Raw genomic sequence first — 20,474 nt, forward strand, 5'->3', positions numbered from 1 at the left:
TGATTAAACTTCAGCTACTTCATCCAGCTTAACGCCCACCAATCGACTAATACCTGTCTCGGGCATTGTTACTCCATACATCATTTCGGCCTTGCTCATCGTCTTTTTGTTATGGGTAATGATGATAAACTGAGTTTCCTCGCTAAAGTTGCGAATCATATCTGCAAAACGCTCGATATTGGCATCATCGAGGGGAGCATCAACCTCATCTAATACACAGAATGGGGAGGGTTTAACCAAGTAAATGGCAAACAGCAGGGCAATAGCTGTTAGCGTTTTCTCTCCACCCGACAGCTGGTTAATCGTAGACGGTCGCTTGCCTTTGGGATTGGCTTTAATTTCGATGGTTGCATCCAGCGGATCTTCGGCCTCTTCATCAATAACCAGATCACAGTAGTCATCTTCATTAAAAAGGGTATGGAAAACTTTTTGAAAATTTACGCGTATTTTTTCAAAGGTTTCATTAAAACGCCCGATGGCCGTTTTGTTTATTTCGTCAATCGTCTCTTGTAGTTCTTCGGCCGCCTGATGCAAATCGCCAACTTGCTCTTCATAGAAATCGAGCCGTTCTTTTTCTTCTTCGTATTCTTCAATAGCCAACGGATTTACTTCTCCAATCTTTTTCAACTTCTGGCGCAGCCAGGCAATACGTTCCTTGGCCTCGTCGGGCTCGGTATCTTCGGGCAACTTCTTATCAATCTGATCCATCAAGATCCCGTATGTTTCCCAGATATGATCAGAAAGGTTCTCAATCTGCATTTCATACTTCTCCTTCGACATTGCCAAATGATGGACCAACTCCATATTTACCTCTTTGCGTCGGCGGACCTCTTTCAGTTCTTTCTCAATTTCATTAATACGTCCGCGCTGTTTGCCGGAGGCTTCCTCGGCTTCTTCGAGTTTTTTATCTGCTTCCTGCTTTTGCTCCTTCAGCGTACTCAGTTTATCCTCTAACTGCTCAATTGACGACTCGTATTTCCCAATACGTTCTTTGGCTTCCTCTGTTTTTTCGGATCGTATTTTAAGCCGCTTCTTTAGATTTTTAATCCCATCCTGGGCACGCTTAATATCACGCTCGTGATTCTCAACCTTGTTCTTCAAGTCCTGATGCTTAAGCTGAGCATCATTATAACGGCTTTGTGCAATAGACTTTTCTTCATCAAGCTCCTGCAGAACCTTTTTCTTTTCTTCCTGCTGTTCATGCAGATCTTTAAGCTTTTGCTGTAGTTCTTTTTGTTTGGGCTGCAGTTGATCTAACTCCTGCTGGGAAGAATCTTCGTTATTAATGAGCGATTCACGCCTGTTTTTGAGTTCTCCAATATTTTTCTGATAGATCTCAATTTTATGTTCGAAACTATTGATATTGTTTTCAATCTCACGAACCTTTTTTTCTTTTTCTTTGAGCTGTTTTTCGAGCTCGTTGAGATCAATATTGCCGTATTTTTCCTGTACCTCTTCCAGTTCCGATTGCGATGACTGGATCTTTGATTCTATCGAACCAGCCTTATCCTCCAGCTTAGATATTTTATCTTTCAGCCCAACACGGATACCGGCATTTTTGCTCTTGCTTCCACTTTTAAGGAATTGGTCATGGGTAATTACTTCTCCATCCAGTGTAACGGCGGTTTGCGAATCGCTTATCGATGAATAAGCCTTTTCGACCGAATCAAACACACAAACATTGCCCAACAAAAGCTGCTTTAAAGCCTTGTACTTTTCTTGTGCATGTACTTGCTTGGCAAGTGAACCAGAAGCCGTGTCATACGAATTTGACAGCTGATTAAGGGGAATAAATGTTGCACGTCCTTTATCATTTTCTTTAAGCAGGTTTACTGCTTTTCGGGCATCTTCAAGAGTATCAACGACCACATAGTTAAGGGCATCCGAAAGAACCGCTTCAAGAGCAACAGCATGTTCTTCATCCGTCGAAAGAAGGTTCGAAACAACATCCAGCTGAGTGAATTTATCGGCATGTTTGTCAAGCAAAAACTGTACGCTACTCGGAAAAGCCTCGTTGGAGTTTGCAATATCTTGTAGCAGTGTAATTTCTGATTGTACCGAATCAAGCTTGCTTTGGCGACTGCGAATCTGATCTTTGAGCGTATTTTGCTGTTCGCTGAGTTCCTCACGCTGTTGACGGGCAGACTGAAGCTTGCTCTGCTGTTGATCACGCTCGGTAATCGCTTGTTCGAGTTTTTCAGCAGCCAGCTTTTTCTCGCCACGAAAGTTCATGATCTCATCTTCGAGATCTTCGATTTCTTCTCGAATACGGATCAGGTCGCCTTCCGTATTTTCCAGACGCGATTCAATTTTGATCCGTTTTGTTTGCAGATCATTGAGATCTTGGTTTGCCTGTGAAAACTCGCGTTCAAGCTTATTTAGCTTATCTTGCTCTGCCGAATATTGCTTTTGGATTTCAGAGTATCGCTCTTTCGACTCACTGAGATTTTTTTCGGCTTTTTCGAGGTCATCATCAAACGAAGCCAGTTTCTTTTTGCTACTCTCAAAAGCTTCTCTTAAATCTGCAAGGTCCTTTTCACTCTGTTCGATATCCGAAGTGTATTGTTCAATAACACTTTTTTCATTGCTGATCTTCTCACGCGTAATTTCAAGCGAAGTGTCCGTATCACGGATTTTAGAATGTAGTTGGCTTACCCTGCGTTGTGCTTCAGACTGCTGACGTTCTTTTTCATTTAAAGCTTTGCGGGCAGATTCCGCTTCTTTCTCTAATTTTTCCGCTTTTGATACAATTTCTTTCTTCTCTTTGTCCGCGTTGTCAATGCGTTCTTCAAGCGGTTCAAGCTCTTCCTTAATTTTTAGATACTCATGCTTGTTAAGTGCTTTGTCGAGATGTTCGAGTTCCTTGTTGTATTCTTTGGCTTTTTTAGCCTTTTCAGCCTGCTTCTCAAGAGACTTGGTCTTTTTCCGGACTTCGACGAGAATATCTTCAACCCGTTGTAAATCGGATTTTGTCTCATCCAATTTACGAAAGGTCTTCTTACGCTTTTCTTTGTATCGGGTAACGCCGGCAGCTTCCTCAAATAATCGCCGACGGTCATTATTTTTATCATTAAGGATTTCTTCAACCATCTTGAGCTCAATAACCGAATAGGCGTCCGAGCTCATTCCGGTATCCATAAAAAGGTCGTTGATATCCTTTAGCCGACAATTTGTACCGTTAATGAGATACTCACTTTCTCCCGATCGATACAGCCGTCGTCCGATGGTGACTTCATTATACTCGGTGGGAAGTAACCCTTTGTTATTTATAAAGGTGAGATGGACTTCGGCCATCCCCAGGGCATTTTTCTTGGCCGTACCATTGAAAATAACATTTGCCATGCTGGATGAGCGCAACAGGGTAGGGCGTTGTTCTCCCAGTACCCAACGCATAGCGTCAACAATATTAGATTTTCCACAGCCATTAGGCCCAACAATGGCCGTTATTCCTTTATCAAAAGATACCTCGGTTTTGTAGGCAAAACTCTTGAATCCCTGAAGTTCAAGTTCGGATATATACATCTATAAGATCTTTAACCAACGACCATTTACACAGTCATTATTTCTTTTTCCTTCTTCTCAGAAAGCTCTTCTACTCTTTCGGTGTGCTTATCGGTAAGGTTTTGGATTTCATCTTCCGCCTCGTAGAGGGAATCCTCGGGTAGTGATTCACTTTTTACTTTTTTCTTTACTTCTTCATTGGCATCACGTCGACTGTTACGGATCGAAATGCGTGCTTCTTCAGCTAATTCGTTTACTCTTTTTACCAGTTCTTTGCGGCGCTCTTCCGATAATATAGGAAGGGGAATACGAATAATATTACCGTCATTATTAGGGTTTAACCCAAGTCCGGCCGACATAATCGCTTTTTCAATATCTTCGAGTGCAGACTTGTCAAAAGGTTCAACCGTTAAAAGCCGAGCTTCTGGTGCACTAACGCTGGCTAACTGGTTTAACGGTGTTTGTGAACCATAATATTCAACCTTAACTCCATCCAATATCGAAGGTTGGGCCTTGCCGGCGCGAATATGAGAGAGTTCTTTTTTATAGTGTTTTACTGCCTTGTCCATATCTTGCTTGGCAGATTTGATAACAGGATCTAACTCTGGTGGTATCATAATATTCGCGTATTATTTAAATCTTTTTTTTGATAATGCTGTGTGGAAATCAAAATGAATTTAAGAAATCTACGAATCTTCCCAAACCACCTTTGAGCCAATTGAGGTATCTTCGGCAAGAACTTTTTTAAGGTTTCCAACCTTGTTCATATCAAAAACGATAATCGGTGTCTTGTTTTCACGACACAGGGTAAAGGCCGTCAGGTCCATAATTTCAAGCTGACGATCGAGTATTTCTTCGCCCGTAATGGTAGGGAATTTTTCAGCGTCAGGATTTATTTCCGGATCAGAATCGAAAATACCATCGACACGTGTTCCTTTAAGGATGACATCCGCTTCAATTTCGATAGCTCGCAGAGAAGCAGCAGTATCAGTAGTGAAATAGGGATTTCCAGTTCCGGCCCCAAAAATAACGACACGACCTTTTTCGAGGTGACGAGTAGCACGGCGACGAATATAGGGTTCAGCAATTTCTTCCATTCTGATAGCAGACATCAACCGGGTTTGTACGCCCATGCGTTCCAAAGAATCTTGCAAGGCCATACTATTGATCATTGTCGCAAGCATGCCCATGTAGTCGCCCTGAACGCGATCCATTCCTTCAGTGGCTCCTTTGACACCTCGAAAAATGTTACCTCCACCTACAACAACGGAAACTTCAAATCCTTCATCATGAATTGATTTGATTTCTTCCGAATATTGGGTAAGAATATCTCCGTCAATGCCATGCCCCTGTTCACCCAACAGCGCTTCACCGCTGAGCTTAAGCAAAATGCGATGATAATTACTTGTCACGTTGTTATCTCTTTAGTTATTGTATTGACTATTGTTCAGTGATTGATCAATTTTGTAATCTCTTAAGCATAAAAAAAAGGCTACCGAATTGGTAGCCTTTTTTGAGAATCAAAATGATTACGAGTCATCGCCGAGCTGGATTCGATGGAATGATCGAACCAGCGGAGTATCATTATTTTTGAGATACTCTTCGACAGAAAGACTATTGTCTTTCACGAATTTTTGCTCCAGTAGAACGCGTTCCTCGTAGAAGCGTCGCAATTTACCTTGCGATGCTTTTTCAGCAATTTCCTCAGACTTGCCTTCTTCAAGGAGTTGCTCTTTAGCAATTTGGAGTTCTTTTTCAACGATTGAGCTATCAACACCGTCTCGCGTTACGGCCAGGGGGTTCATAGCAGCAATTTGCATAGCAACATCACGACCTATTTCATCATCCTCAAGGTCATCTTCAAACTCAACCAACACTCCTAACTGGTTGCCGGGATGAATATAAGAGATGTAAGAACCATCAGTTTCGGCGTATACTACTTTGTTGATTTTTAGCTTCTCACCAATTTTTCCAATCATATCTTTTAGGTGATCAGCAACGGTAAGTCCTTCGTTTTCGGTTTCTAAGAGCTCATCAACAGATTCAATTTTGTTTTCGAATACAATATCCAAAAACTCTTTGGCACTGTTCTGGAAATCTTCGTTACGAGCAACAAAGTCTGTCTCACAGTTAATTTCGAGTGCAGCAGCTTGAGAGCCGTCATCACTCACACGTGTAACAACCAATCCCTGGTTCGCTTCACGATCTGCTCGTTTTTCAGAAAGTTTTTGTCCTTTTTTGCGAAGGATTTCAGTGGCTTGATCAAAATCACCGTCCGCTTCTTGAAGGGCCTTTTTGCAATCCATCATGCCGGCCCCAGTCTGTTCGCGTAGTTCTTTTACGTCTTTTGCAGAAATACTCATTGTTCGAGTTACGCTATTTAAATTGTAGTTCTAAGTTTAAAAGTAGTGCAGCCGATTATTCTTCTTCGTTAGAAGAGTCGTCGTTAGAATCTTTTTTCTTGCGACGTTTACGGCGTTTGCCTGTAGCTTTTGTTTTTTCTTTCACTTGCTGCTCTTCCGCTTTTCGTGCATCCTGTGCAGCCTGCTCCATCATCTGTTCTTCACTTTGTGCTTCACGTTCAGCATTGCCTTCGATGATAGCATCAGCAACTTTAGAAGTAATAAGCTGGATGCTTCGGGCAGAATCGTCATTGCAAGGTACAATGTAATCCGGTATATCAGGATCACTGTTACTATCTACCATCGCAATAATGGGGATGTTAAGTTTAACCGCTTCATTTACGGCAATGTCCTCTTTAATGGTGTCAACTACAAAGATAGCACCGGGTAGATGCCCCATGTTGGAGATACCACCAAGGGTATTCTCGAGTTTGTCATATTCTCGTTCCAGCATCAAGGCTTCTTTCTTGGTAAGGTCTTCAAAGGTACCGTCTTTACTCATACGGTCGATCTCTTCCATCCGAGAAATACTTTTCTTAACAGTACTAAAGTTCGTAAGCATACCGCCTAACCAGCGATGCGTTACAAAAGGCATTCCACAACGGATAGCCTCAGTTCTTACAATATCTTGTGCTTGTTTTTTAGTACCCACGAATAGGATGTCTTTACCAGCACGGGCCAATTTGGTAACCTCGTCAAGAGCTTCCTGGAAAAACTTTTGGGTTTTCTTAAGATCGATGATATGAATCCCGTTCCGTTCCATGAAGATAAATTCCTTCATTTTGGGATTCCATCGGCGGGTAAGGTGACCAAAATGGGCACCAGATTTCAATAGTTGTTCTAAGTCAGGTGTAGTAGGCATAGGTTTGATTTATTTTTGAGTTAGTCCGCTATGCAGATTATCCCCGGCGCTAACTCTGTCCCAAAAATAGTGGGGACAAAGCACTCGGCGCACTGAGTGGCTGCATATGTGTGATTAAAAATTGTAAGTATGGAAAAAGAAAACGTGTTCCGCGCGAATAATTAACGCTTGGAGAACTGGAACTTTTTACGAGCACCAGGCTGACCGTACTTCTTACGCTCTACCATACGATCGTCACGTGTAAGTAGGTCATGTGCTTTAAGTACATCGTGCCAGTCTTCGTTATGATCATCAAGGGCGCGGGCCAAAGCGTGCTGAATAGCACCAGATTGACCGGTAATACCGCCGCCGCGAACTGTTATTTTGATATCAAACTGTTCTCCTGATTCTGTTACATCAAGAGGAAGTTTGGCAATATTACGATGTGCTTGCGTATTAAAATATTCATCCAAGGGTTTATCGTTTACAACGAAATCACCTGATCCTGGTTGAATATATAGTCGCGCAGTAGAAGTTTTTCTTCTTCCGATGAAGTTTTTCTGTTCCATTCGTAATTAAAGCTCGATTTTTTCTGGTTGTTGTGCTTCTTGTTCATGAACCGGACCGGCATAAACTCTAAGGTTTGTCATCAGTTTGTTGCCGAGCTTGTTTTTTGGCAACATACCTTGAACCGCTTTTTCAATAACAACGGTAGGGTTATGGTCCAGCATCTCTTCTGCCGAAGTAAATCGTTCGCCTCCGGGATGGCCGGTATAACGGAAATATTCTTTTTGTTGCATTTTTTTGCCGCTTAATTCTACTTTTGCAGCATTAATTACAACAACGTTGTCACCGGTGTCCATGTGCGGAGCGAAGTTAGGCTTGTGCTTCCCATTAAGTAGGGCCGCCACCTTTGAAGCAACTCTTCCGAGTGCTTGCTCTTCGGCATCAACAAGAACCCAATTCTTTTCGATATCACTCGCTTTTGGGGAGTAGGTCTTGTAACTGTTAGTATCCACGGTTAAAACTTGTTTATAATTGCTTTTATGTGAAGTCTCGAAAAATAGGCTTATTTATATCCATTTGCAACGGTGAACTTATGAATATTTTCTAAGCGATATTTGAAGTGGGTATTTTTGAATATGAATACCACTAATATTGGTATTAGAACAGAAAAAAATGAGGGACAAGAAAAGATATTATTAAAAATAAATTGTACCTTTCAGGCATAAAAAGGTCTGCTTAAAAGAGGCCAAGCCAAGTTTAAAAAGGATAATCAAGAACAATGAGTGACGAGAACAAATTTTTACAGACGAAAACCCCATTTGATACAGGAGTTGGCCAAGCACATCTGTATAGTTTGAAAAAACTGGAAGAGATGGGATACAATAATATTAGTAACCTCCCCTTTACGATTCGTATTTTGCTGGAGTCGGTGCTCAGAGAGCACGATGGATATGTTGTTACAGATAATGATGTGGAGGTATTGGCAAATTACAATGCGAAAAATCCACAGGGCGAAATTCCTTTTAAACCTTCACGGGTTGTTCTTCAGGATTTTACAGGGGTTCCTGCGATTGTGGATTTGGCTGCGCTTCGTTCGGCGATGCAGCGGATGGGTGGTAATCCAACATCTATTAACCCTCAGGTACCAGTAGACTTAGTTATTGACCACTCGGTACAGGTTGATGAATTTGGTCAGGAGTATGCCTTTATGCATAACGTCGAGAAGGAATTTGAGCGTAATCGCGAGCGATATGAGTTCTTGAAATGGGGACAGAAAGCGTTTGATAATTTTAAAGTGGTTCCTCCCGGACGTGGTATCGTCCACCAGGTGAACCTTGAGTACTTGGCAAAAGGTGCATTCAGCCGTAAAGAAGACGATGGTTCTACCGTGGTATATCCCGATACGCTGGTAGGTACCGACTCGCATACCACAATGATTAATGGTCTCGGTATTCTGGGCTGGGGCGTTGGTGGTATCGAAGCCGAAGCGGCTATGCTGGGACAACCTATATACATGTTAGTACCCGAGGTTGTGGGCATGAAGCTGACGGGTAAGTTGCGTGAAGGTATTACGGCAACCGACTTGACGCTTACGGTAACGCAGATGCTTCGGAAGCACGGTGTGGTTGGCAAATTTGTGGAATTTTATGGCGATGGGCTTAGTAATATGAGTCTGCCCGATCGTGCGACGATTGCAAATATGTCTCCTGAATATGGAGCAACTATGGGCTTTTTCCCAATGGATGATGAAGCGATGCGTTATATGCGTCGCACCGGTCGTGATCCCGAGCATGTAGAAATGGTTGAGCGATACATGAAAGAACAGGGATTGTATCGTACGAGCAATACACCTGATCCGGAATTCACGGATACGCTGGAGCTTGATCTCGGTGATGTAGAAACATCCTTGGCCGGACCAAAGTTGCCGCATGATCGTATTTCGTTACCCAACATGAAGAAGACTTTTGAAAATAGTCTGACCAGCAATGATCCGACAATGGGCTTTAACTTGGCTCAGGAGAAGTTGGCAAATAAGGGCACCTTTAAAAACGGGCAAGAAATTGAGATGGAGCATGGCGATGTGGTGATTGCTGCCATTACATCCTGTACCAATACGTCGAATCCAAGCGTGATGTTAGGAGCCGGAATTGTAGCGAAGAAGGCGTACGAAAAAGGATTGAAAGTTCCTCCATATGTTAAAACATCACTGGCCCCGGGCTCTCGAGTGGTTACGGATTATCTTGAAGAAGCCGGGCTTACCGATTATATGGATCGCCTCGGCTTTAACCTGGTTGGCTATGGATGTACGACTTGTATTGGTAACTCTGGACCATTGCCGCAAGCTGTTGAGGATGCGGTGAAAGAAGGCGATCTGATTGTGGCCGGTGTGCTGTCAGGAAATCGCAACTTTGAGGGACGTATCCATCCTTATGTGAAGGCAAATTATTTGGCATCTCCACCATTGGTCGTTGCGTATGCACTGGCTGGAACGGTAGATATTGATCTGGAAAAGGAGCCTCTTGGTAAGGACAAAGATGGTAACGATGTATATCTCAAAGACATCTGGCCTACATCCGAAGAAATTGCTGAGCATCTCGATAGTGCGATACGACCAGAGCTGTTTGAAAAACAATATGGTGATATCTTTAAATCAGAAGAATGGGATGAGATTCCCGTCGGTGGCGGAGAACTTTACGAGTGGAAGGATGAATCCACATACATTCAAGAGCCACCGTTCTTTATGGATATGGGAGAAAATCCCGATCCGATTACCTCAATTAGCGGGGCGCGGGCATTAGTGAAAGTGGGCGACTCTATCACCACAGATCACATTTCGCCAGCGGGTAATATCCCGAAAGACAGTCCTGCAGGTAAATACTTAATTAAGCATGGTGTCAGTCAGGTTGATTTCAACTCTTATGGATCGCGTCGTGGTAACGACCGGGTGATGACTCGTGGAACATTTGCCAACGTGCGATTTAAGAATCAGTTGGCGCCGGGCAAAGAGGGTGGTTATACCAATTACTTCCCTAATGATGAAATTACCACGATTTATGATGCGGCTATGCGGTATAAAGAAGATGATACGCCCTTGGTTGCATTAGCCGGCAAGCAGTACGGTACAGGATCATCCCGCGACTGGGCTGCTAAGGGTACAGACCTGTTAGGTGTTGAAGCAGTAATTGCTACTTCTTACGAGCGGATTCACCGATCTAACCTGGTGGGGATGGGGGTACTTCCACTACAGTTTAAGGAGGGGGAATCAGCTGATACTCTTGGACTTGATGGTTCCGAAGAGTTTGATATTCATTTAGATGATGATCTTAAAGCCCAGCAGGTAGTAAAGGTAGATGCAAAGAAAGAAAACGGAGAGACGATTTCTTTCGAAACCGTTTGTCGAATTGATACCCCCGTTGAGGTTGATTACTATCGCAATGGCGGAATTCTCCATTATGTATTACGGGAATATTACCGAGCTGAGCAGGAAGCCTAAATTCCTTTCTTAGTTAACTTAATTAAGCCCGGCCTTGTATAAGGTCGGGCTTTTTTTTGTGGATGGGATATCGCAATAGATATTTGTTTAAAAAAATCCTAAAATGTATTAAATAGTAAGGACACAAGAGGGCGAAAGAAATAAAAGGATAACAGGGGCTTTTAAAATGTCACTTCAGGAAGAAAATAATATAGCTGATACTATAACATTTGATGCAGAAACGAGCAGCAGTCTCGAGATTCTATTAAAAAACATTAGCAGTGTTAATAAGGCTGTTAAGTTGCGGGGCGTCTTAAAAGAAAGCATTGAAGTCGTTCGAAATGTAATGAATGTCGAGGCCAGCTCGCTGATGCTGTTGGATAAGAATACGGGAGAGCTGATTGTTAGTATGCCTACCGGGCCGGTAAAGAGAGAGGTGAAAGGAAAACGGATTGAAAAGGGGGCTGGTATTGGGGGTTGGGTTATCCAGCATGAAAAGCCTTTTTATTCTAATGATGTTAGCAACTCTGATCTTTTTGCCGGGGATATTTCTGAGAATTTTACGACTCGGAATATTATATGTGTTCCCTTGAGAAATAGCCAAAAGAACATCATTGGTGTATTGCAAGCAATTAACAGGAAAGAAGGTGATTTTACGGATAAAGATATCTCGGTATTTGAAGCGTTAGCAGATCATGTGGCGTTGGCTATTGAACGGTGCCGTGAGCTTCAGAAAATGCAGGATGAGCTTGAGCAGCGAGATCTCATTTTAACGGAAACTCATCATCGCCTAAAAAATAACTTATCTACCATTACAGCTCTTATCGAGCTGGAATTATCGGATATCGAGGATGAGGCAGCAAGGGAGGTGCTGCAAAAGACAATGGCACGGATAAAATCAATGACGGAGGTCCATGATTTTCTTTACAATAATAAGCCCGGAGATGAGATTAAGTTAAAGCTTTACTTGGAAGGGCTTTCGAATAAGATTGCTAATATTTTATCTAAAAAAGAGCAGCAAGTACATATTATTATTCGTGCCGCTGATGTGCGTTTGGATACTGATCGTGCTATGAGCTGTGGGCTGTTGTTAAATGAGTTAATGGTGAATTGCTACAAGCATGCTTTTGGGGATAATATTGAAGATCCTGAAATAGTTATTGCGCTCTCTGAGACGGAAGATGAAGAAATTGAATTTACTGTATCTGATAATGGCACAGGTATTGGAGATGATTTTTCAATCACAGAGTCGGGCTCGACCGGAGGATGGCTTATTAACGTTCTTATAAGGAGGTTGGAGGCCGATATTCAGGTGCAGGAGGATGATGGTACAACATTTGTTATTCGTTTTCAGAAATGATGATTTTTGCTAAAAGGGCCATCGTTCCAATCCCCGCATGGTAAAAATATTTGCCATGAAGTTGGAGAATGGTTTTTTGAGCATTATCGAAACGATGCTATTACGCAAAGCAGGGAATGATGTTTGTCTTCCCAGCCACATATTTATTTCAGCTCTGCGAATGGCATTCTGTGCCGCATGTGTTCGACGTTGTTGATATAAAGTTAGCAGGTTAGATATCGATTGATCCTGTTGTAATATATGCGCCAATGTATTTGCAAGGTCTTTAGCAGCAAGCCAACCTAAATTCATTCCCTGCCCGCCAATGGGACTAACGACGTGAGCTGCATCACCGCAAAGGATAATTCGATTCTTTGCCATGGGAGAAGCGATAAATTTTTGGACGCCAAAACTACTCAGCATCGAAAAATCGGTTTCATTAAAATTAGTTCCAATCCTGTGTTTAACTCGATCAGTAATATCATGGGGATTAACTTCGGGGAGATACGACGAAGTCTTAACAACCCATCGGCGGTTGTTATCCGGTAGTGGAAAAGATTCGATCAGGCCTTCATCACAGAGAAAAATAGCAGCGTCATTACCAAAGTCAGTATGGTCGGTGGAGTCTCCCATGATATAGGTGTCAGGATACTGTTTACCCTCGTAAGAAATGTTTGATTGTCTACGGACTAAGCTATTTTTGCCATCACAACCAACCAAGAACTTCGTTTTAATATTTGAAGTTATACCACCATCCTGAAACAAAATTCTAACGTGATCTTGTTGTTCCGTTATTTGTGTAACTTCAACATCTCTACGGAGACAAAAAGGATTGCGGTTTATAAGTGATTGCTCCAAGAGATGTTCGGTCTGGTTTTGGGGATGGGCTAAAATAAAGTTGAAGGGATTGGGACAGTCATCAAAGGATAGCGTCCCTAATTTTTTGGTATTAGCAAAAGCATGTCCCTGTTCGATTTTTGCACCTTGATTTAAAAATGAGTTTGCGATGCCCAATTCATCAAACAGTTCTAATGAGACCGGATGGATGCCCAGTGAACGAGATCCAGGTTTTGGAGCGGTTCTTTTTTCCAGGATGATGAATGAGATATCCGCCTGTTCAAGACATAATCCTAAAAAAAGCCCCACAGGACCGCCCCCTACAATGGCTACTTGGTATGTTTGGGATGGGCTATTCATGGTGATAGGTCAGCAGAATTCGAAATGGAAATAGTGTTCTAACAGTCCATTTTGAGGGGGCAACCTCTTGTAACTCTTTGGGCGTATAACTCCGCTTGATTGATGTTAGACCATCTTCGGTAATAAAAGAGTTGCGGAAAAAAGGACGAGAGAAAATGTTGAATAGCAGGTAAGCCCAGTCACTTCTTTGGAGATCATTGAAAACAACCGAGCCGGAACAAAGTTCTTCAGTGAGAGAACATACGTTTGATAGCTCTTTCTTCGTTAGATGGTGTATTAAATGGTTTGACAGTATAAAATCGAATTGTTGATTGGCCCGATCTAAATCTGAAAGTTGGCATTGCAAGAATTCTATTTTGGAAGTTGGTTCTTGTGACTGGATATAATTTATCGCTCGAGGATCGGGGTCGATGGCGGTAATATTGAATGATATGCCATCTTTGGTTAACCATTGAGCTATTTTTATTGGGATGTCCCCGCCTCCAAAACCAATATCCAAAAAAGAATAATGAGTTTGTGTATGTAATTTGGGGCGAATGTGTTGTTTGTAAATATATCGCCACTGTGAAATAAGAGTGTTAATATGCTCAAACTGCCGGTAGGTGTTCCGAAGTTTTTCCGGATCGCAGTTGGGGTCGTCCATTCGTTCCTGGCTGGTGGTATCGCGCTTTGATAATAGTAGGGGCATCAATGATGATCTATTTTTTGCAGAAATCCACTTTCAATAGTCAGGCCGGGACCAAAGGCCATGGCAAGTACCGATTCTTGCTGGTTTTCAGAAGGCTGATGTAATAGGTTTTCCAGAACGAATAGAATAGTGGCACTACTCATATTCCCATATTCGGCTAAAATTTGTCGCGATGGTTCCAGCTGTTCATTAGAAAGTGTAACGCTCTTTTGGATTTTATCCAGGATAGCACGTCCGCCAGGGTGGAGGGCCCAATGGTCAATTTGATCAGCGTCTTGCTGGTATTCCTCAAAAAGAGGCTTGAGCGAATCTTTAAGATTCGATTCGATAATATCCGGTACATAAGTTGAAAGTACCATGTCAAAACCAGTATCGCCAATGGTCCATGCCATGTCATTTTCGCTTTTGGGAGCAATGGACGTAGAGAATTGGGTTAACTCGAATCCGGTTTGGGGTTTGCCATTACTGATGATCATACCCGCCGCCCCATCGGCAAAAACGGATGCTGAAATTAAGTTATCGGTTACTTCTGATGGTTGTAGATGAATGCTGCAAAGCTCAAGGCAAACGACCAATACTTTGGCATTGGGTTGTGAGGCACAGAATGCCTTGGCCATTTTCATGGCCGGGAAAGCTGCAAAACATCCCATAAAACCAAGATGGTAACGCTGGGTAGAAGTGGGCAATCCAAGTTGTTGGATGATTTCGAAACCGGGTTCTGGAGCGAAAAAGCCGGTGCAGGAAACAGTAATAACATGCGTAATATCATCGTAATCGACGGCTGGATTTTCGTCAATAGTCTTGTGAGCGGTATCAACAAAAAGCCGTTTGGCTTTTTTAGAATAAAGCTGATTGCGTTCTCCGGTGGAGGGTACATTTAGTGTACCGTCTTGTTGGAAGAAAAATCGCGGATCGCCATTAGCATTAAAATCAGGAATTACAGTATGACGTTTGTTAATTCCCGAGTTGGAGTAGATACGGTGAATAATCCGCTGAGTAAACTCTTTGTCAGCGATATATTCTTTCATTCGGTCCCGCAAGAAAGATTGATCGTAGGACTGTTTGGGAACCTTGGTTGCAATGTTATGAATATAAGCTGACATCTACCGCCAAATTTAAAGGTTAGAATATCTACTCTATTATACCCTAAATTTGTGGTAAAAATTCCAAATTCCTAATTCTTATCTTTTTGTAAGAACGTAAAACCGGATATTGTGTAGAATAGCTGCTATGGTAAGTCCGGCGATGAGTCCCATCCAAAGTCCTTGGGGACCAATATTGGTAATAATTCCCAAATAATAACCGAGGGGTAAACCTACCATCCAGTAAGCAATGAAATTAACAACCATCGGGATGGTGGTATCTTTAAGGCCGCGCAGGGCGCCATAACTACTGACTTGCAGGCCGTCAGAAATCTGGAATATAGCAGCCATGTACAACAGGCTTACTGCCACATTCTGTACTTCAGTATCTTGGGTATACATGCTGGTGATAAGTTCCGGAAATAAGTACATGATGACAGCTGTAATGCTCATAAAAAAGGTAGCCATAGTGATGCCAAGGTATCCTCGTTGACGAGCTTCGTCCATAGATCCCTTGCCAATAGCATTACCAACGCGTGTAGTAATAGCGGTTGAAAGCCCAAATGGAACCATAAAAGTCATTGCCGAGAAATTAATGGCTACTTGGTGACCGGCTACGGCAACAGCGCTAAGGGAGCCCATCAAGAGACTTACCAAGGCAAACATAGTAACTTCCATGGTGGAGCTGAGTCCGATAGGTACCCCCACCTGCAGGAGTTCTTTAAGATATTTCCATTCCGGTAGTCGCCAAGTTAAAAATATTTTGAATCGATTGTAAGGCTTGTGGTTCATAGTAAAAAAGAGCATCCCCAGGAACATGACAAAGCCAACAATCGAAGATGCGTAGCCACAACCGACGGCACCCAGTTCGGGGAATCCCAATTTGCCGTACATTAATACGTAGTTGGCTCCAATATTGACAAAAACACCGATAAGTGCGAAATACATGGCCGGACGTGTGGCCGACATTCCTTCATTGAAAAAGCGGAGCACCATATATCCACAGATTCCAAAAATGCCCCAGGAGATAGCATTCAGATAGCCTTGAGAAAGAGGGATGATTTCGGGAGTGACATCCAGAAAATGCATCACAAACTCGAGGTTTCGAATCAGGAAGAAAATGGGGATGGCAAGAAATAGTGAAAGCCATAATCCCTGCCGAACATTAACGCCAATTTTCTCGAAGTTTCGTCCCCCAATATGTTGTGCCACCACAGGTGTAAGGGCCATTAATGTACCTGCGGCCAGCATCATAAAGGGATTGAAAACGGCACCTCCTACGGCTACTGCGGCCAGGTCCTGTGCCGAAAGATTTCCAGCCATTACCGTATCTACAAAGTTCATCGACATTTGTAGCAGCTGGGCAATGATAACTGGTAAGCCAATTTTAAGTGTAATACCGGCTTCTTTGCGCAGGTTATATTTTTCTGATTTTAAGTATGCAAACATCTACAATGTGGTGCTTCAGGAAAGAGAATATTTGGTTTTTGGGAATCGCGTATGGTACAAAAAAAGAGAGGGAAAAGTAAGCAGAAACCGAGTCTTATTTCTGAGGCAATTTTATAACAAAAGTAGTGCCTTCGCCTTCGACTGATGCAAAGCTGATGCTCCCATCGTGAGCCTCAATAATTTTTTTGCAGATTGCCAGTCCCAGTCCGGTACCACTTGACTTAGTGGAGAAGTTGGGGACGAAAATATTGGGGCGATCTTCTTCCGCAATGCCTGTACCGTTGTCCTCAACTTCAATAAATACATTTTGTTGATGGGGATAGAGGCGTAGTACAATTTCTCCACCATTAGTGGACATTGCTTCGTAGGCATTTTTTACCAAGTTGATGATAACTCGTTTCAATTCATCGGCAATACCGGCCACTCGCATGGGGCGTTGAGGAGTATCAAGGGTAATTGTAACAGTTTCATCATGTTCGTAGAGTTTAGCTACAGAGGCTAAAATCTCCTCAATATTTACCGTTGTAAAGTCTTCGGTAAGAGGCTGCGAAAATTTTGAAAAATCTGAGGCAATATTATTGAGGGATTGGATTTGCTCAATCAGATTAGCGGTAATTTGCTGGACTTTCTTTTTGAGTTCTTCCGGATTTTGATTGTCACTTTTAAGTTGGCGTTCCAGATGTTGGACATTTAATTTCATTGGAGTAAGTGGATTCTTGATCTCGTGTGCCACTTGCTGTGCCATCTCTTTCCAGGCCGCTTCGCGTTCGGCCGTAGCTAACTCTTTTTGGAGCTTTTTGAGTCGTGAAACCATATTATTGTAGGCTTGGGCCAGGTTCCCAATTTCATCATTACTGGTAACGGGAATGGTAGTATCAAGGTTGCCACCGGAGATTTTATTTAAGCCGCGCTGGATATGTACTAATGGACGGGTGAGCTGCTTTGAAATAAATGTAGAGCCGAGAATGAACAAACCGAATACAAATAAGTACACCAGAATGAGGTAGCTGATCGTCTCTAATAGTTGCTGGTCGTACTTTGGGGATTCTAAAAACGTAGGAATTGCAATAGTAGCTATAGGCGTATTGTTATTATTGGTGATGATGCGGTAGCCAATTAATAAATCCTGTCCTGCTAATTGCACGTTGGAGTACGCATCTTGTCGGTTTCGATTATAAAGCTCATGAAAGATATCGTAGGGCAGGGCAGCCGGTAGCAGGTGCTGTTGGTAAATTTGAGGAGTTGTAGTTTCTGTCACTGTTTGGTTGATATAAAAGCTGGCATCTACATCAAATGGAGTGGCAAGAGAATCAAGGGAGAAAGAGGCTCCCAGAGATTGACGGTTTTGAATTTCTTGATTCGATTCGATTGAATTTGATAGTCGCTCCAATTTGTCCACAAGTTCCTGGCGGACAATATTTTGGTTTTGCTGTTTTATCGCGTAATGGGATGATGCAATAAGAAAGCCTAAAAAGAGCAAGGTGGCCAGTAAAAAACTATCGATAAGACGATCCTGAAAGCGAATATTGTTGCCAAGTAATCCGACATTAAATGACAGTAATAGTTGTTTGATTAGTAGAAATAGGCCGCCCACCAAGAGTAGTAAAAAGCTAAGCCGAAAAAAGGAGAAAAGGATGACTCGGTATCCCGGCTGGATGGTACTGGCTTTGATAATGTTATTCTGGCTGTGATTCCAGAATAGGGTTCGGTATCCAGATCGATCAGTTTGTTCGTCGGTATAGATCAGTGTATCGTTTTCTAATGCTTCGATATGGTCTTGGCGAAGCATCCGATATTTTGGGAAGTGATTGGTGAATCCCTGTTGCACGGAATTGACTAAAGACCCATCTTGAAATCTTTGCAATAAATAAGGAGTGGTTAAATCCTCGAATGTAAGTCTTGACATCACCGTGCGGATGGGTTTGTTATATTCTGGACGCTCTTGGTATACTGAGCATAAAATCCAGGCAATGGGTTCATTATCCGAAACACCAAAGATGGGAATCCACCCACGGTAGAATGTACGGTATTTTTGTTGGTTAATTAGTTGCGGGAGTTGAACGACCGGTCGGATGGTAGGTTTGGTTATCTGCTCAATCTCAGTGACAATTTGTAGCGTAGGGATATTATAAGTGTTCACCCAATTTGGTGAGTTCAGATCGGTCGCGTAATCAGCTATTAATGTGCCGTTAGAACGAACAAGTTGTAAGTTCAGTGAGTATGTGTTGCTGCGTGGCGAAATATAGTCCCTAATTGTTTGCGTAAAACGAGTTTGTAGTGTGGATCTGTTTTCTATAAGGTCCTCGGGAGTTACATCACGAAAGTTTTGTTCAAGCTGGGTTAATAGGTCAGCGGTGAGTTGTTCTGCAAATTCATCTTCTTCTTGGACGTAGGTTAAGGCCCGTTGCCATAATTTTTCATCCATGTTGTTTTGGGCAGCATGGTATAATACCGGCATGCATACAATCGCAATAAGAAAAGAGCTTATGGTTAATTTGCGAAAGTCGGAAGTGTTGACAATCTGGCAAACCCCCTTTGCATACCCCATGGTAAGTACCAGAATAATAGCAAAGCCAATGATACTGCTATAAAACATCCAGTTAAGGATAAGTCGCTCGGCAATAAACAATTGAGCAATAAAAAGACTTATAAAAAAACTTACTGAAAGAACAGCCGCTGTTAGCTTTAGATGTTCTTTTGCAAATCGAAAGAGCATCCGGTTTAAGCTCATCAATATATTTGCAGCTGCTATGGTGGCAAGACCAAGAATAAGATAGAGGATGATGGTCCCCACTTCGGGGAAGATTCGTAAGTCGAGGAGGGCAACATCAATCTTGTTGACGATTTGGTACAGCATCTTAAAAAAGCTGAGAACAACCAAAGCATTAACGGCACCAAAAATACTACCCAGACTAATGATACTTAAATACCAATCGGCCTCAATCCGATAGTGATATTGGTTAAGTTTTCTGCTGATCACGACCGAGGCTGCCCAAGCAAAAATAGCGTGAGTAAATGAGGTGCTAAGCGTTGATACAAGGTCGGCCCATTCGCTTGCTGCATTATTGGAAAGTGATAGCAACCAGTATGATAATGCATCCGAATAGGCAAAAATAAACCATCCAACTGTGACAAAGAATAGCTGGAGTAGCATTGATTTCCACAGTGATAGTTGTTCGGTAGCTGCAAAGAGAATAGCAACGACAACAAAGAAGCATAAGGCTGCAAACAATGATCTCCAAAACGTATTATTTGCTTTCCATTCGGCTTGCGAAAGTTGAAACTCATCGGCCGTAGCATATACGACGCCTACCGAGTCGCCAGCTAAATTAGTAAGTGGTTGACTTTGTACTTGTTGGTCAGGTGGGGAACTGAAGATGCTAAAGTTGAGCGGATAAGGTGCAGAAAACTGGGGGGAGTCAAAAAGGTTAAACTCGCTTTGGTCGCCAATGGCAAGTGGATTATTTTGCTCTATACGAGATGTTGTAAAAAGATCATACTGTAGGGTGGTAGTGCTGTCTTGAACACTAAATGGGATGTGGCATTCCCAGTAGATAACGTTGTTATGTCGTTTGAGAGAAATCGGGGAATCGTGTTGATTCTGGTCGGTATTGTTATGGTCTCGCAAGGCAAAGCCTTTCCACGCTATGGGATTCTCCTCATGAAATAATGCAGCGCCCCAGAAGTTCCCCTGATTTAATATATCATAAAGATAACCTTCTGAACGACCTTGCAGAAGAGGGGATTGAAGTGTATTAGCTATATTTTCAGAATGGGTAAGTAGTTCTCCTTGTTTGTCTATAAAAAACTGTGAAGCCTTGTTGAGGCTATTTTCAATTAGCTCTTGATTATCTTTTGCAGAGGGTTTGATACCATATCTCCATCCCTCTATGACTAATAAAATAATAAGAAGGGTCAGTAATGACCATCCCAGCCACTGTAGCCCTTCTTTTTTTGAGGATATGGTTATCATAACAACAATATTCGGTTCTTAGA

At 42.4% G+C, this 20,474-nt stretch carries 14 protein-coding genes; 2 read left to right on the forward strand and 12 right to left on the reverse strand.

Annotated features, from left to right (window positions below):
• Positions 1–3 precede the first annotated feature (3 nt).
• From smc to rplM, 7 genes are all read right to left on the reverse strand, one after another.
• Positions 4–3,522: a chromosome segregation protein SMC gene (smc, locus tag AAFH98_RS07225; protein ID WP_342522027.1), complete on the reverse strand. Its 3,519-nt coding sequence runs from the start codon at positions 3,520–3,522 to the stop codon at positions 4–6.
• A 26-nt stretch (positions 3,523–3,548) separates the two neighbouring features.
• The gene (frr, locus tag AAFH98_RS07230) at positions 3,549–4,118 is read right to left on the reverse strand and encodes a ribosome recycling factor (RefSeq protein WP_342522028.1); all 570 of its coding nucleotides are present in this window, start codon (positions 4,116–4,118) and stop codon (positions 3,549–3,551) included.
• A gap of 69 nt (positions 4,119–4,187) precedes the next feature.
• Entirely contained in the window at positions 4,188–4,913 is a 726-nt protein-coding gene (gene pyrH, locus AAFH98_RS07235) for a UMP kinase (protein ID WP_342522029.1), read from the reverse strand.
• Between the two features lie 117 nt (positions 4,914–5,030).
• Positions 5,031–5,864 carry a translation elongation factor Ts gene (gene tsf, locus AAFH98_RS07240; protein WP_342522030.1) on the reverse strand — a complete coding sequence of 278 codons (834 nt, stop codon included), beginning with the start codon at positions 5,862–5,864 and terminating at the stop codon, positions 5,031–5,033.
• A gap of 55 nt (positions 5,865–5,919) precedes the next feature.
• The gene (gene rpsB / locus AAFH98_RS07245) at positions 5,920–6,765 is read right to left on the reverse strand and encodes a 30S ribosomal protein S2 (RefSeq protein ID WP_342522031.1); all 846 of its coding nucleotides are present in this window, start codon (positions 6,763–6,765) and stop codon (positions 5,920–5,922) included.
• Between the two features lie 161 nt (positions 6,766–6,926).
• Positions 6,927–7,313, reverse strand: coding sequence for a 30S ribosomal protein S9 (rpsI, locus tag AAFH98_RS07250; protein ID WP_342522032.1), 387 nt, complete (start codon positions 7,311–7,313; stop codon positions 6,927–6,929).
• A 6-nt stretch (positions 7,314–7,319) separates the two neighbouring features.
• Positions 7,320–7,763 (reverse strand): 50S ribosomal protein L13, encoded by a 444-nt coding sequence (rplM, locus tag AAFH98_RS07255; protein ID WP_342522033.1) that lies wholly within the window; start codon positions 7,761–7,763, stop codon positions 7,320–7,322.
• A 266-nt stretch (positions 7,764–8,029) separates the two neighbouring features.
• On the opposite strand from rplM, the gene acnA reads away from it, so the two are divergent.
• Positions 8,030–10,744 (forward strand): aconitate hydratase AcnA, encoded by a 2,715-nt coding sequence (acnA, locus tag AAFH98_RS07260; RefSeq protein WP_342522034.1) that lies wholly within the window; start codon positions 8,030–8,032, stop codon positions 10,742–10,744.
• A gap of 166 nt (positions 10,745–10,910) precedes the next feature.
• Positions 10,911–12,083, forward strand: coding sequence for a histidine kinase dimerization/phosphoacceptor domain -containing protein (locus AAFH98_RS07265; protein WP_342522035.1), 1,173 nt, complete (start codon positions 10,911–10,913; stop codon positions 12,081–12,083).
• 9 nt (positions 12,084–12,092) lie between these two features.
• Here AAFH98_RS07265 and AAFH98_RS07270 read toward each other — a convergent pair whose 3' ends face one another.
• The 5 genes from AAFH98_RS07270 to AAFH98_RS07290 form a co-directional block, all read right to left on the reverse strand.
• The gene (locus tag AAFH98_RS07270) at positions 12,093–13,259 is read right to left on the reverse strand and encodes an NAD(P)/FAD-dependent oxidoreductase (protein ID WP_342522036.1); all 1,167 of its coding nucleotides are present in this window, start codon (positions 13,257–13,259) and stop codon (positions 12,093–12,095) included.
• A complete protein-coding gene (locus AAFH98_RS07275; RefSeq protein WP_342522037.1) occupies positions 13,252–13,947 on the reverse strand; it encodes a class I SAM-dependent methyltransferase in 696 nt (231 codons plus the stop codon). Before AAFH98_RS07275 ends, AAFH98_RS07270 begins: the two co-directional genes overlap by 8 nt.
• Positions 13,947–15,050, reverse strand: coding sequence for a type III polyketide synthase (locus AAFH98_RS07280; RefSeq protein ID WP_342522038.1), 1,104 nt, complete (start codon positions 15,048–15,050; stop codon positions 13,947–13,949). Before AAFH98_RS07280 ends, AAFH98_RS07275 begins: the two co-directional genes overlap by 1 nt.
• A gap of 78 nt (positions 15,051–15,128) precedes the next feature.
• Positions 15,129–16,478, reverse strand: a complete 1,350-nt coding sequence (locus tag AAFH98_RS07285) for an MATE family efflux transporter (protein ID WP_342522039.1) — start codon at positions 16,476–16,478, stop codon at positions 15,129–15,131.
• Positions 16,479–16,572: 94 nt separating this feature from the next.
• On the reverse strand, positions 16,573–20,451 hold the full coding sequence (locus AAFH98_RS07290) for an ATP-binding protein (RefSeq protein ID WP_342522040.1): 3,879 nt from the start codon (positions 20,449–20,451) through the stop codon (positions 16,573–16,575).
• Between the last annotated feature and the right edge of the window lie 23 nt (positions 20,452–20,474).

It is taken from the genome of Fodinibius sp. Rm-B-1B1-1, from assembly GCF_038594945.1.
In the GTDB taxonomy this organism is placed as follows: domain Bacteria; phylum Bacteroidota; class Rhodothermia; order Balneolales; family Balneolaceae; genus Fodinibius; species Fodinibius alkaliphilus.